General features: G+C 70.0%; 15 protein-coding genes. 7 read left to right on the forward strand and 8 right to left on the reverse strand.

The features are described 5' to 3' along the window. Positions 1 to 49: 49 nt before the first annotated feature. The 4 genes from Q0937_RS01315 (at position 50) to Q0937_RS01330 (ending at position 4,020) form a co-directional block, all read left to right on the forward strand. On the forward strand, positions 50 to 634 hold the full coding sequence (locus tag Q0937_RS01315) for a GNAT family N-acetyltransferase (protein ID WP_299298913.1): 585 nt from the start codon (positions 50 to 52) through the stop codon (positions 632 to 634). Continuing rightward, positions 631 to 1,626: a 1,4-dihydroxy-2-naphthoyl-CoA synthase gene (locus Q0937_RS01320; protein ID WP_299298915.1), complete on the forward strand. Its 996-nt coding sequence runs from the start codon at positions 631 to 633 to the stop codon at positions 1,624 to 1,626. Before Q0937_RS01315 ends, Q0937_RS01320 begins: the two co-directional genes overlap by 4 nt. 16 nt (positions 1,627 to 1,642) lie before the next feature. Continuing rightward, positions 1,643 to 3,001, forward strand: coding sequence for an AMP-binding protein (locus Q0937_RS01325; RefSeq protein ID WP_299298917.1), 1,359 nt, complete (start codon positions 1,643 to 1,645; stop codon positions 2,999 to 3,001). A gap of 122 nt (positions 3,002 to 3,123) precedes the next feature. Beyond that, entirely contained in the window at positions 3,124 to 4,020 is an 897-nt protein-coding gene (locus Q0937_RS01330; RefSeq protein WP_299298919.1) for a 1,4-dihydroxy-2-naphthoate polyprenyltransferase, read from the forward strand. Here the strand turns inward: Q0937_RS01330 and Q0937_RS01335 are convergent. Continuing rightward, positions 4,001 to 4,426, reverse strand: a complete 426-nt coding sequence (locus tag Q0937_RS01335) for a DUF4229 domain-containing protein (protein ID WP_299298921.1) — start codon at positions 4,424 to 4,426, stop codon at positions 4,001 to 4,003. The two genes, Q0937_RS01330 and Q0937_RS01335, sit on opposite strands and share 20 nt — an antisense overlap. A 106-nt stretch (positions 4,427 to 4,532) precedes the next feature. Between Q0937_RS01335 and Q0937_RS01340 the strand changes: the two genes are divergently transcribed. Continuing rightward, the gene (locus Q0937_RS01340; RefSeq protein WP_299298922.1) at positions 4,533 to 4,925 is read left to right on the forward strand and encodes a PLD nuclease N-terminal domain-containing protein; all 393 of its coding nucleotides are present in this window, start codon (positions 4,533 to 4,535) and stop codon (positions 4,923 to 4,925) included. Positions 4,926 to 5,110: 185 nt separating this feature from the next. On the opposite strand, the gene ccsB is transcribed toward Q0937_RS01340, so the two are convergent. From ccsB to Q0937_RS01370, 6 genes are all read right to left on the reverse strand, one after another. After that, entirely contained in the window at positions 5,111 to 6,181 is a 1,071-nt protein-coding gene (gene ccsB / locus Q0937_RS01345; protein WP_299298924.1) for a c-type cytochrome biogenesis protein CcsB, read from the reverse strand. Beyond that, the gene (locus Q0937_RS01350; RefSeq protein WP_299298926.1) at positions 6,178 to 7,929 is read right to left on the reverse strand and encodes a cytochrome c biogenesis protein ResB; all 1,752 of its coding nucleotides are present in this window, start codon (positions 7,927 to 7,929) and stop codon (positions 6,178 to 6,180) included. The genes ccsB and Q0937_RS01350 overlap by 4 nt, the downstream gene beginning before the upstream one ends. Further along, a complete protein-coding gene (locus Q0937_RS01355; RefSeq protein ID WP_299298928.1) occupies positions 7,929 to 8,735 on the reverse strand; it encodes a cytochrome c biogenesis CcdA family protein in 807 nt (268 codons plus the stop codon). The genes Q0937_RS01350 and Q0937_RS01355 overlap by 1 nt, the downstream gene beginning before the upstream one ends. Continuing rightward, on the reverse strand, positions 8,732 to 9,355 hold the full coding sequence (locus Q0937_RS01360) for a TlpA disulfide reductase family protein (protein ID WP_299298930.1): 624 nt from the start codon (positions 9,353 to 9,355) through the stop codon (positions 8,732 to 8,734). The genes Q0937_RS01355 and Q0937_RS01360 overlap by 4 nt, the downstream gene beginning before the upstream one ends. Further along, complete coding sequence (locus tag Q0937_RS01365; protein ID WP_299298932.1) at positions 9,352 to 9,999, reverse strand: histidine phosphatase family protein; 648 nt, start codon at positions 9,997 to 9,999, stop codon at positions 9,352 to 9,354. Before Q0937_RS01365 ends, Q0937_RS01360 begins: the two co-directional genes overlap by 4 nt. A 77-nt stretch (positions 10,000 to 10,076) precedes the next feature. Beyond that, entirely contained in the window at positions 10,077 to 10,625 is a 549-nt protein-coding gene (locus tag Q0937_RS01370) for a MarR family winged helix-turn-helix transcriptional regulator (protein ID WP_299298934.1), read from the reverse strand. Between the two features lie 125 nt (positions 10,626 to 10,750). Between Q0937_RS01370 and Q0937_RS01375 the strand changes: the two genes are divergently transcribed. Both Q0937_RS01375 and Q0937_RS01380 read left to right on the forward strand, forming a co-directional pair. Then, entirely contained in the window at positions 10,751 to 11,281 is a 531-nt protein-coding gene (locus tag Q0937_RS01375; RefSeq protein ID WP_299298935.1) for a YceI family protein, read from the forward strand. Between the two features lie 148 nt (positions 11,282 to 11,429). After that, positions 11,430 to 11,735, forward strand: a complete 306-nt coding sequence (locus Q0937_RS01380; protein ID WP_299298936.1) for a glutaredoxin family protein — start codon at positions 11,430 to 11,432, stop codon at positions 11,733 to 11,735. A gap of 118 nt (positions 11,736 to 11,853) precedes the next feature. On the opposite strand, the gene Q0937_RS01385 is transcribed toward Q0937_RS01380, so the two are convergent. Continuing rightward, positions 11,854 to 11,952 (reverse strand): 30S ribosomal protein bS22, encoded by a 99-nt coding sequence (locus Q0937_RS01385; RefSeq protein ID WP_019174583.1) that lies wholly within the window; start codon positions 11,950 to 11,952, stop codon positions 11,854 to 11,856. Positions 11,953 to 12,085: the final 133 nt, after the last annotated feature.

Below are 12,085 nucleotides of genomic sequence, written 5' to 3' on the forward strand. Positions count from 1 at the left end.
CGAGGGTAATGACCTGGCGGCACCCAGACCAAGCGGGCGGGATGGCGCCGTGATCTCCCCCCTCTCCCCGGCGTCTTCCCCTCCCCCGGGGGCGGTGGACGACTACCGGCTGCGCCCCGTGCGCGAGGCCGACGCTCCCGCGCTCCTGGAGGCCTACAGCTCCGCGCCGGACATGGCCCGGCAGGGCACCGTGACCACACTCGAGCAGGCGAGCGAACAGGTGGCGTGGCTGCTGTCGACGGAGCGTCGGGCCACGGCGATCGTCGATGAGAACGACACCCTCGTCGGCCTGGTCGCGCTCAGCATCGACGAGCAGAACCGGAACGGCTGGTTCTTCTACTGGCTGCATGCCGCACATCGCGGGCAGGGGCTGGCCGCCCGGGCGGCGACAGCGGTCGCCGATCGCGCACTGTCCCCGGCGGCTGCCGGAGGCTGGGGGCTGGGCCGCCTCGAGCTCGGCCACCGCGCGAACAATCCGGCCTCCGGCGCCGTGGCGCGGGCGGCGGGATTCGTGCACGAGGGCACCGAGCGGGGGAAATTCCTCGTGGACGGCGAGCGCCTGGACGTGCTGACCTACGGCCGGCTCGCGGATGATCCACGGCCGACGGCGACCGGACTACCCTGGCTTCCATGACCACCCCGCCTGCTCCGCTGCCCCGTCGGGTCTCCGACACCTTCGATCCGCACCTCTGGCGGGAGGTGCCCGCGAGCGAGCACGGCGGGCCCGCGCTCACCGATCTCACCTACCACCGCGCGGTTCAGCGGATCGAGTCCGCCGACGGCGAGCGCACCGAGCGGGACCTGCCCACGGTGCGGATCGCCTTCGACCGCCCCGAGGTGCGCAACGCCTTCCGCCCGCACACCGTCGATGAGCTGTACCGGGCGCTGGATCATGCACGACTGGACACCGGCGTGGGCGTCATCCTGCTCACCGGCAACGGTCCCTCTCCCAAGGACGGCGGCCACTCCTTCTGCTCCGGCGGGGACCAGCGGATCCGAGGCCGGGCCGGCTACGAGTACGCGGCGGAGGAGGAGTACGACGACACCGCGCAGGTGCGCACCGGTTCCTCCGGGCGGCTCCACATCCTCGAGGTGCAGCGTCTGATGCGCACCATGGGCAAGGTGGTGATCTCACTGGTGAACGGCTGGGCCGCCGGCGGTGGGCACTCCCTGCACGTGGTCTCGGACCTCTCGATCGCCTCGCGCGAGCACGCCCGGTTCAAGCAGACCGATGCGAACGTCGGCTCTTTCGACGGCGGCTACGGCTCCGCCTATCTCGCCAAGCAGGTGGGTCAGAAGCGGGCCCGGGAGATCTTCTTCCTCGCCGAGGAGTACTCCGCCCAGGACGCCTACGAGTGGGGCGCGGTCAACCGCGTGGTCGAGCACGCAGAGATCGAGAACGTGGCCCTGGAGATGGCCGCGACCATCGCCACCAAGTCCCCGCAGGCGATCCGGATGCTCAAGTTCGCCTTCAACCTCGCTGATGACGGGCTGATGGGCCAGCAGGTCTTCGCCGGAGAGGCGACGCGCCTGGCGTACATGACCGACGAGGCCGCCGAGGGCCGCGATGCCTTCCTCGAGAAGCGCGACCCGGACTGGTCGCGCTTCCCGCACCCGCAGGGCTGAGATGAGTCGGGCTGAGATGAGCGTTCCCTCCGCCGCGGGCTCCCTGCCCTGGCTGGTCCCGCCCGCCTACGATGCCTCCGCCGCCTCGCTCGCCGTCCACGTCGAGGCGATCGGCGAGGCCATGGCGGGGCGCGCCCGGCTGTGGCGGGGTCCGTTCGCCGCTCCCTCGCGTCTGCCGCGCGGCTTCGAGGACACTGCACTGGTGGTCCCCACCTCCGGCTCGACCGGCACCGCCAAGGCCGTCGCCCTGACCCGCAAGGCCCTGCTGGCCTCCCAGGAGGCGACCGCGCAGCTCTTCGCGGCCGACGGCACCGCGCCGGACACCCAGGGCCACGGTTTCTGGCTGCCCCTGCTCCCTCCCACTCATATCGCCGGGGTGCAGGTCATCGCGCGCGCCCTTCGCACCGCGCAGGTGCTCGGCCTGGATGCTCCCGCACTCCCTCATCCGCTGCCGGATCTGCGAGGCCATTTCGATGCCGCGGCGTTCGTCGAGCTCGCCGAGCCCGCTCTTGCCCAGGCCGAGCGGAGGGGGCTGCCCGCGATCACCTCGCTCGTGCCCACCCAGCTGAGCCGGATCGTCACCGGGACCACCGGGGCCGACGTCCGCGCGCGGTCCCTGCTCAAGCGCTTCGCCGCCGTGCTCGTCGGCGGTGCCGCGATCAGCGCCGACGTCCTCGCCCGATCTCGCGCCCAGAAGATCGCGGTGCGCTCGACCTACGGCTCCTCGGAGACGTCCGGCGGCTGCGTCTACGACCGTCGACCCCTGCCGGGCGTGCAGCTGCGTGTCGCGGAGCCCGATGCCGCCGGGGCCGGCCGGCTCGAGATCTCCTCCCCCACCCTCGCGCTCGGGTATCTCACCGCCGACGGCGGCGTGGACACCACCCCCTTCACCGCTGGTGCTGGTGCTGGTGCTGGTGCTGGTGCTGGTGCTGGTGCTGGTGAGAGCGCGGGCGCGCGAGCGACGCGATCGTTCCTCACCTCAGACCTCGCCGAGCTCGGCGCCGACGGGGCGCTGACCGTGCTGGGCCGGGCCGACGACGTGATCAACACCGGTGGCCGCAAGGTCCTGCCGCAGGACGTCGAGCGCGCCATCGACCGCTCGCTGATGCTGCGCGGGATGGTGCGCGGGAACGTGGTGGTGGGTGTCGCGGACCCGGAGTGGGGACAGCGCATCGAAGCTCTGGTGACCCTCGAGCAGGGGATCGATCCCGCAGAAGCCACCTCCCTGGTGCGCTCGGCCCTGCGGACCTCCGAGGTGCCGGCGCACATGATCCCCAAGCGGGTCCACGTCGTGGAGCAGCTGCCGATGCTGGGCATCGGCAAGGTGGACCGGGCCGCGGCCCGTCGCCTCGCCAGCGCTCACCCCACCACTTGATCCTCAGCTCCCACGGGGTGTGATTCGATGCTGGGGCCGGTTCCGGGATCTGACCGCGGCGTATCCTCGTGGGGGCCGTCGACCGGCGGCCAGCGCTTTTGCCCGCATCCTCGAGGAGCACGATGGCCAGCTTGTCGCAGTGGGTGCAGGGCGCCCGTCCCCGCACCCTCCCCGCCGCACTGGCCCCCGTCGCCGCCGGCACCGGCGCCGCCGTCTGGCAGCTGCAGAGCCTGCCGGGCGACGTGGACTGGTCGCTCGTGATCTCTCGGGCGCTGCTCGCCCTCGCCGTCTCGTTCTCCCTGCAGATCGGCGTGAACTATGCCAACGACTATTCCGACGGGATCCGCGGTACCGACGACGACCGGGTGGGGCCTTTTCGCCTAACCGGCTCCGGGGCCGCTGCCCCCGCCACCGTGAAGCGTGCGGCGATCCTCGCGCTGGCCCTCGGCGGTCTGTTCGGGCTGGCGCTGATCGCGCTGGCCCAGATCTGGTGGGCCCTGGTGGTGGGCGCCGCCGCCATCGCCGCCGCCTGGTTCTACACCGGAGGGAAGAAGCCCTATGGCTACCTGGGGCTCGGAGAGCTGTTCGTGTTCGTGTTCTTCGGGCTGGTCGCCGTCAACGGCACGGCCTACGCGATCACCCAGCAGCCCACCTGGGTGGCGCTGCTCGCCTCCGTCGCGATCGGGCTGCTCGCCGTCGCGCTCATGCTCACCAACAACCTGCGGGACATCCCCACCGACGAGGTGGCCGGCAAGCGGACCCTCGCGGTGCGCCTCGGCCAGCGGGGCACGCGCGGGCTGTACACCGCGATGCTGCTGGTGCCCTTCGTGCTGATGGTGCCGGTGATCGTGGAGCAGTGGCCGGTGGCGCTGGTGCTGCTCGCCCTGCCGCTCGCGATCGGCCCGGCCCGCACGGTGCTGGGCGGGGCGCGGGGACGTGACCTGATCCCGGTGCTCGGAGCGACCGGTCGGCTCGAGCTGGTCTACTCGCTGCTGCTGCTCATCGGTCTGATCCTCTGACCGCTCTCGGTTCATCGGGGTCGGACGCCTCGGTGCCGAGCGCGTCGGGACCGGGCTCCTCGAGGTCCGGCAGCGTGGCAGGCGCCGCAGAGGAAGCCTCTGCGTCACCGGCCGCGTCGGCTCCTGCGGAGTCGTCCTCCGACCCGGTGTCGAGCATGGCGTCCTCGTACTCGGCGTCCTCGTCGACCTCGCCGCTCCGACGCTCCGCCCGGCGCTCGTCGGCGGCCTTCCACCGCATCGCGGCGGCATTGCGCAGCCGGTCCAGGAACAGGATCGAGAGCAGCATCGCGATCAGCGCCGCCAGCACCCCGGCCAGCATCACCCCGATGTCGAGCAGGGTCAGCACCCACCAGATCACGGCCCACAGGCCCAGGCGGATGACGGCGTAGAGGAGGAAATGACGCATGGGCCCAGGGTAGTTCTCCTGCCTGAGTCCGTTCGCAGCTCCGGGTCCGCGCTCTCGGAGTCCCCGCCCCCACCCCACGATCAGGTCCGTTGCCTAGACTCCGGCCATGGCCCGCGGAATCATTGCAGTTCTCTCCATCGCCCTGACCGTCTTCGCGCTCGCCGACTGCGTGCAGACCGAGGACGCGAAGATTCGCGGGCTGCCGAAGTGGGCGTGGATCGTGCTGATCGTGCTGATCCCTTGGGTGGGGCCGATCACCTGGCTGTTCGTGGGCAAGGATCGCAGCAGCTCCGGTGGGGGCGGGCGCCCGCGTCGGCAGGGTCCGCTGGCCCCTGATGAGGACCCGGACTTCCTGCGCAAGCTCGACGAGGACATCCGCCGCGAGCGTCGCGAGCAGAAGCAGCGCGGTCAGGATGACCACGGCGCGCAGGGCGAGGACGGCCCCGGCAGGGACGGCGGGACCGACCCCGCTGCGGGTGAGGACGAGCGCGGGGCCTGACCAGGTTCTGAGCGCCGCGCAGAATGTGAGCAGAATGTGAGCACAGCGCAGTGCCGGAGCACAGCGCAGTGCCGGAGCACAGCGCAGTGCCGGAGCACCGCCGCAGCACCGAGGACGAACACCCGAGGACGCACAACGGCCCGGGACGGAGGATCCGTCCCGGGCCGAATGCCGTCCGCTCCTGCTCAGAGACCCGAGTAGGAGTGCAATCCGTTGATCACCGTATTGACGATGGTGTAGTTGAACACCACGGCCACAAAACCTGCCAGGGCGAGGCCCGCGGCGCGGCTGCCACGGAAGCCGCCGGTGGCCCGGGCGTGCAGGTAGGCCGCATAGATCACCCAGATGATGAAGGTCCACACCTCCTTCGGGTCCCAGCCCCAGAAGCGGCCCCACGCCTCACGGGCCCAGATCGCGCCGAACATCAGGGTGAAGGTCCAGCACACGAAGGCGATCGAGTGGATGCGGAAGCTCAGCGACTCCAGCGCCGTCGAGGAGGGAAGACGGTCCAGCACGTGGCCGGCGCGGCCCCAATGCTCGGGCAGGTCCTCGCCGGCGGCCGTCTTCTCCGCCAGCGCGTGCTCGTGACGGCCCTTCAGCAGCTGCAGGGACGCGACCACCGCGCCGAGGATCGACAGGGCGGTGGCGATGATCGCGATGCCGATGTGGATGATCAGCCAGTGCGAGTTCTGGAGGCTCGGGGTGAGCGCGGCGGCGGGGACGATCCAGAACGTCTGGGCGAGCAGCAGCACCAGCAGCACCGGGCCGACCACGAAGGTGCCCAGCGCCCGCAGCTCGGCACGCTTGATGCTGAACACCAGGAAGGCGACCATCACCAGGGCGGAGCTGGTGGTCGCGAACTCGTACATGTTCGCCCAGGGCACGCGCTGGGTGGCGGCCGCACGGGCCAGCACTCCCAGCACGTGCAGCAGCGTCGCGGCCATGGAGAGGAGGAATGCGAACTTCTGCGCGGTCATGGCCCCGGGTGCCGGCGCCGTGGTCACGTCGGCGGCCGGGTCCTCGCCACCATCACGGGAGTGCGCTGCTGCGACCGGGGCACCGCCCTCGGAGGCGACCGACGCGGTCTGCAGCACTCGAGCCCCTTCCTGCTCGTCCAGGGCTGCGAGGCGCGCATCGCTGCGACGCTGCGAGGTCGAGGCGAGATCGGCGGAGAAGCCGATCAGGGCGAGCACGTAGAGGACGATCGCCACCACGACCGCGAGGTTCGAGAGCTCTGCGAGCTGCTCATTGATCACTGTGCACTTCCTTCGGAGGAGTCTTTCGCGGCTCTCGGGAGCCGTTCGTCATCACTGGTGCCGTTCCCGGCCAGGGGTCCATCCTGCGCCGTGGAGAGCTTCGATGCCAGGGCGTGCACGTCTGCTTCGAGAGACGGATCATCGCTGCGGGCCAGCCCCGCCACCTCGAACAGGGCGCCGTCGGCCGTGCTGCGCACTCGCACCCACACCCGACGGCGGGGCACGAACAGCGACAGGATCAGCCCGCCGACGGCGACCAACGCGCTGACCAGCACCCAGCGCTCGAAGGGGTTGTGGGCGATGTCGAAGGCTGCGAACCTCCGCAGCCCGTCGAAGCTGACGGTCGTGCCGTCGGGCAGCTCGAACTCCTGGCCGGGATAGAGGCGGATCAGCACCGGGTTGCCGTCCTCCCCCGCCACCGGGGTGAGGGTGGAGACATCGACCTCGTAGGCGTTCTGCGGGATCCCGGAGTCGAGACCCAGATCGCCCTGGTGGACGGTCAGCGCGAGCTGGGGGTCCAGGGAATCCGGGTACAGCGAGCGAGGGCCCTGCTCGTCGATGGTGCCGGTGGGCAGGAAGTATCCGACCACGGCGGTCTGCTCGGGCTGAGCATCCGGCGCCTTGATCACCAGCTGGGAGGTGTAGCCGACATCCCCCAAGGGCACAGTGATGATCGGGCCTTCGGCGACCACGGTCCCCTCAGGATCGGTGACCGTGACCTCGGGAGCATAGCCGTTGCCCAGCAGGTACATCGATGCGCCATCGATGTGAAGCGGCTTGTTGACCTGCACCGTCTGCGAGAACTCGGGATCCCCGGGGGTGGTCACGGCGACGTCGGCCTCGAAGGAACGAGGCTCGCCGACGCTCCCCGACTCCCCGGGCTGGACGTAGGTGGCGCGGAAGTCCTCGAGAGTGAAGCGGAAGGGCGGCATGTCCTGCTCGTCGAACCAGGCCCCGGACTCGAAGGAGTCGTACTGGGTCAGGGAGTTCGAGAACCCGGAGCCCTCGATCACCGTGACCTGGCCCCGGTAACTGGTCATCTGCCCGCCGGCGATGCAGACCAGCACCCCGACCAGGGCGATGTGGAAGGCCAGGTTGCCGGTCTCCCTCAGCAGGCCGCGCTCGGCGCTGACCGAGCGGGAGCTCGTCTCCTCCCGCACCACTGTGCGATAGCGCGAACGACGCAGCGCCCGGTGCGCCTGCTCGAGCACCGCATCGGCGTCGGCGCCGGGAAGCTCGATCCTGGTATGGCCGACGAATCGAGTCAGGCGCGAGGGAGTGCGCGGCGGTTTCGCGCGCAGCTGCCGCAGGTGCACACCCACGCGCGGCACGATGCAGCCGATCAGGGAGAGGAACAGCAGCAAGTAGATCGCGGAGAACCAGGGAGAGGAGAAGACCTCGAAGAAGCCCAGCGCGTCGAGGAACTCCCCCCACTTCCCGTTCTCCTCGAGGAACTGGTCCGTCAGCGAAGGGTTGACGCTGCGCTGCGGGTACAGCGAGCCGGGCACAGCGGCGACCGCCAGCAGCATCAGCAGGATCAGCGCGGTCTGCATGCTGGTCAGCTGCCGCCAGAGGAACAGCAGGGTGCCGCGCAGGCCGAGGCCCGGCATGGTGGCCTGGGCGCCGTCGACCTCGGGCTTGCTGCTCCAGGAGCTGCTCGCGCCGGGGATGTCAGTGCCGGGGGTGTCAGTGTCTGGGGTGCCTGGGGTGTCAGCACCCGGGGCGTTCCCGTGCTTCTTCTCGTTCATCACACCACCGGCTCGAAGGTCGTGATCAGGCCCTGCAGCCCGCTCATCCAGGTCGTCCACACCCCGGTCATCAGCAGCACCCCGATCGCGATCAGCAGCGCCCCGGAGAGCAGCCCGATGGTGCGGCGATGGGCGGCGAGCTTCTTGCTCAGGCCCAGTGCGCGCTCGAAGAGCAGCGCGAAGACGACGAAGGGGATGCCCAGGCCCAGCGAGTAGGCCAGCGCCAGCACGGCACCGCGCAGGGCTGCGCCGTCACCCCCGCCGTCGAGGGAGAGGGCGACGATGGCCGCGTAGGTGGGGCCGATGCAGGGGGTCCAGCTGAGCCCGAAGATCAAGCCCATCAGCGGAGCACCGAGCAGACCGGCATCGGGGCGCTTCGAGGAGACCGGTCGGGTGGCGGACAGCCCGGGGAACACCCCCATGAACAGCAGGCCCATGATGATCACGATCGCGCCGGCGATGCGGTTGATCCACACGCTGTATTCCTGGAGCAGGTAGCCCAGCGCGCCGGCGAATCCGCCAAGGACCATGAACACGACGGCGAAGCCGGCGACGAACAGTGCGCTGCCGGCGAGCATGCGTCCGGTCCGTGGCCGGGCACGCTTCGTGCCGACGCCCGTGCCGGGCCCCACCGCGCTCTGCCCGGCGAGCCCGGAGACGTAGCCGAGGTATCCGGGCACCACCGGCAGCACGCAGGGCGAGAGGAAGGCGACCAGGCCCGCGGCGGCGGCCACGGCCACGGCCAGCAGCAGCGAGCCCGACAGCGCGGTGGCCTGGAACGCGGCCCCGACCTCGGCGACGATCATTCGGCCATCACCACATCGATCATCGCGCGCAGCACCGAAGGATCCGCGGCACCGGAGATGCGGGCGGCGACCCGTCCTTCACGGTCGATCACCAGGGTGGAGGGCACCGCGTTGGGGGCGACCTGCCCCCGCAGCGAGTACATGATCTCGGCATCCGGGTCAGGCAGCGAGGGATAGGTGATCCCGTAGCTCTCTTCGAACGCCTGTGCCGGACCGGCGGCATCGCGCACGTTGATCCCCAGGAAGGACACGCCCTGCTCGGCGTACTCCTCATGGATCTCCTGCAGGTCCGGAGCCTCCTTGCGGCAGGGCGGGCAGGAGGCGTACCAGACGTTGAGCACCAGCACCTCGCCGCGCCGGTCGGCGGCCGAGATCTGCTCGTCGTCGTAGGAGGTGCCGGAGAACTCGAGCGGCTCACTGCGATCTGTCGGCGGGATCTCGGTGGCCACGCCGTCGCCGGAGACATATCCGGAATCCCCGGAGGCATAGCGGTCACCGGTGTCGGTGCCGCAGGCGGCCAGCAGCAGCGCGGCGGAGGCTCCGCCGGCGACCCCCAGCAGATCGCGGCGGGACAGGCGGGAGAGGCGCGTTGCGCGCGACGATGACGTCCTGATGCTCACGTGAGCTTGCCCCCGGTGGCGTCGACCGCTCCGGCATACAGCGCGGCGGCGGGTTCGGCGTAGCCCACGTCCGCGAGGTGCGGGCCCACGAAGCGGAGGCTGGTGACCGAGCACAGTCCGCATTGGCGGCGACGCGGATCATGGAAGAGGGGTCTGCCCTCGGCGCTTCGGCGCGTCACCCAGATCGGGAGCTGGTGGAGCACGAGCACGGCCTCACGCCCTTCGGCGGCGGCCCGCGCGTCGTGCACGGCCGAGATCACTCGCGCCACCTGCGCCCGGTAGGGCTCGCCCCAGGAGGGACGGAAGGGGTTCAGGAACCAGCGCCAGTTGCGCGGATCGCTCAGCTTTGCCTCGCCATGGCCCATCCGATGGCCCTCGAAATGATTACCGGACTCGATGAGCCGCTGGTCGGAGGTGATCTCCAGGCCGTGCGGGGCGGCGATCGGAGCGGCGGTCTGCTGAGCACGCAGCAGCGGGGAGGAGCGGACCACCGCGATATCCGCCTCGGCCAGATGCTGACCGACCAGGCCTGCCATCTGCTCACCACGATCGCTGAGCCGGTACCCGGGCAGGCGGCCATACAGGATGCGCTCGGGGTTGTGCACCTCGCCATGCCGGACGAGGTGGACCGTGGTGGTGGTCATGGGTGGGGAATCCTCTTTCGCTGTCGCGCTGCGGGCTCACGTCCGAGCGGCCTCACAGTACCAACCGAACCTCCGGATCAGCGGGGAGTGACGGGTCCGTCGTGAGGTGCCGGACATCCGATGGCGATGGGGGCGTCCTCGTCGAGCGTCTTTCCGAGGATGCGGCCCAGCTCGAGCAGGTCGTCATGGCCGACGACATCCAGCAGCTGCTCCCGCACGGAGCGCACGTGGGTGGGAGCAGCCGTCTCGAGCATCCGCTCGCCCGCGGCGGTCAGCTGGGCCTGCCGGCCACGACCGTCATCCGTGCAGCGCACCCGCTCCACCAGTCCCCGCTTCTCCATGCGAGTGATGGTGTGGGTCAGACGGGAACGGGAGTGCACCACCTTGTCCGCCAGCTCGGACATTCGCAGGAACTTGTTCTCCGCCTCGGAGAGCCGCACCAGGATCTCGTACTCGCCGAGGGTCAGGTCGATCTCGGCGTCCGCCTGGAGCGCCTCGCTGAAGCGATCTGTCAGCAGAGTCGTCGCATACAGGAAGGTGCGCCACGCCGCCTGCTCCTGCGGAGTCAGCCACAGCTCCTCCGGGGTCGACGCCCGCCCCCCACCAGCCGCTATCGTGTCGTCCATCACATTCTCCTCTTTCCTGGGATCCGATGGTTGCCATCTTCCCCCAGATTAGTTTATATTTCAAGCAAGCTCCTGGTGATCGCCTCCCGATCATCAGTGTCCATTCAATCTCAAGGAGACTCCCCATGAACGATCTGACCCCCGGCACCTGGACCCTCGACCCCGCCCACACCTCCGCAGCGTTCACCGTGCGTCACGCCGGCATCTCCAAGGCCCGCGGCCAGTTCCACGACGTCGAGGGCTCCCTCGAGGTCGGCCAGGGTGGGGAGAACCTCGCCTTCACCACCACCCTGAAGACCTCCTCGATCAACACCGCCCAGCCGGATCGGGACAACCACCTGCGCAGCGGCGACTTCTTCGATGCAGAGAAGTTCCCGGAGATCACCTTCGTCTCCACCAAGGTCGAGGGCGACAAGCTCGTCGGCGACCTCACCATTCGCGACATCACCAAGTCGGTCGAGCTGGACTTCACCTACGAGGGCGCGGCCACCGATCCCTTCGGCGTCTACCGTGCGGGCTTCACCGGTGAGACCACGATCTCCCGCAAGGAGTTCGGTCTCACCTGGAACGCGGCCCTCGAGGCCGGTGGCGTGATGGTCGGCGACAACGTCAAGATCATCATCGAGGCCGAGTTCACCGCTCCGGCCTCCGCCTGAGCCTCCCCGCTCCCCCGGCGCTCTGCGTCATAGGAGTCCGACGGGCCGTCCGCATCGCGCGGGCGGCCCGTCCTCGTTGCTGCGCCGGCTCCGCATCGCGGCCCACCTCGAAGCTCGGCCCCCGCTCCCACCTCGATAGGGTTCATCCATGACCGCACAGCGCATCCCCTCGCCCACTGATCCGGACGCTCGCGTCCTGTACCTCACTCGCGAGGGGTGCCACCTGTGCGAGGAGGCGCTGCCGGTGGTGCGGGCCGAGGCCGACCGCGTCGGCTCCACCGTGGAGGTGCGTGACATCGACGCCGAGGAGCAGCTGCGCGCGGACTGGGACTACGACGTGCCGGTCATCATCGTGGACGGGAAGGTCCACGCGAAGTACCGGGTCGATGCCGGGCAGCTCCGCGCGGCGCTGGCCACACGGCCCTGGTGGCGCCGCCTCACCGGCCGGGCGTGAGCGCTCGCGGGAATCGCTCGAGCGCCCGCTCCCCTCGCCCGAGCGCCCTGTGACATGCGTCGGCCCCCGCCTGATGGCGGGGGCCGATGTGCGTCACGCAGGTATCACCGTGCGGCGATCACTTCTTGTTACGACGCTGGTGGCGCGTCTTGCGAAGCAGCTTGCGGTGCTTCTTCTTGGACATGCGCTTGCGTCGCTTCTTGACGACTGAACCCATAGGGAACCTCAGTTCTGCAGGTCAGTGCCTGCGGTGGTGCAGCGGATCAGGTATGCGCGGCCCGCGGAGACTGCACGGAGGAGCTCCTCGTGCGGGCCCGACGCCACGGTCGACCAGTAATTCTACACAACGA

This window comes from uncultured Brachybacterium sp., assembly GCF_947500705.1.
GTDB lineage: Bacteria > Actinomycetota > Actinomycetes > Actinomycetales > Dermabacteraceae > Brachybacterium.

What these genes read in the sequence shown, in the direction of transcription:
- Q0937_RS01320 (WP_299298915.1), top strand. Translation starts at nt 631, where the DNA reads ATGACCACCCCGCCTGCTCCGCTGCCCCGTCGGGTCTCCGACACCTTC.
- Q0937_RS01325 (WP_299298917.1), top strand. Translation starts at nt 1,643, where the DNA reads ATGAGCGTTCCCTCCGCCGCGGGCTCCCTGCCCTGGCTGGTCCCGCCC.
- Q0937_RS01330 (WP_299298919.1), top strand. Translation starts at nt 3,124, where the DNA reads ATGGCCAGCTTGTCGCAGTGGGTGCAGGGCGCCCGTCCCCGCACCCTC.
- Q0937_RS01335 (WP_299298921.1), bottom strand. Translation starts at nt 4,426, where the DNA reads ATGCGTCATTTCCTCCTCTACGCCGTCATCCGCCTGGGCCTGTGGGCC.
- Q0937_RS01340 (WP_299298922.1), top strand. Translation starts at nt 4,533, where the DNA reads ATGGCCCGCGGAATCATTGCAGTTCTCTCCATCGCCCTGACCGTCTTC.
- Q0937_RS01350 (WP_299298926.1), bottom strand. Translation starts at nt 7,929, where the DNA reads ATGAACGAGAAGAAGCACGGGAACGCCCCGGGTGCTGACACCCCAGGC.
- Q0937_RS01355 (WP_299298928.1), bottom strand. Translation starts at nt 8,735, where the DNA reads ATGATCGTCGCCGAGGTCGGGGCCGCGTTCCAGGCCACCGCGCTGTCG.
- Q0937_RS01365 (WP_299298932.1), bottom strand. Translation starts at nt 9,999, where the DNA reads ATGACCACCACCACGGTCCACCTCGTCCGGCATGGCGAGGTGCACAAC.
- Q0937_RS01370 (WP_299298934.1), bottom strand. Translation starts at nt 10,625, where the DNA reads ATGGACGACACGATAGCGGCTGGTGGGGGGCGGGCGTCGACCCCGGAG.
- Q0937_RS01375 (WP_299298935.1), top strand. Translation starts at nt 10,751, where the DNA reads ATGAACGATCTGACCCCCGGCACCTGGACCCTCGACCCCGCCCACACC.
- Q0937_RS01380 (WP_299298936.1), top strand. Translation starts at nt 11,430, where the DNA reads ATGACCGCACAGCGCATCCCCTCGCCCACTGATCCGGACGCTCGCGTC.
- Q0937_RS01385 (WP_019174583.1), bottom strand. Translation starts at nt 11,952, where the DNA reads ATGGGTTCAGTCGTCAAGAAGCGACGCAAGCGCATGTCCAAGAAGAAG.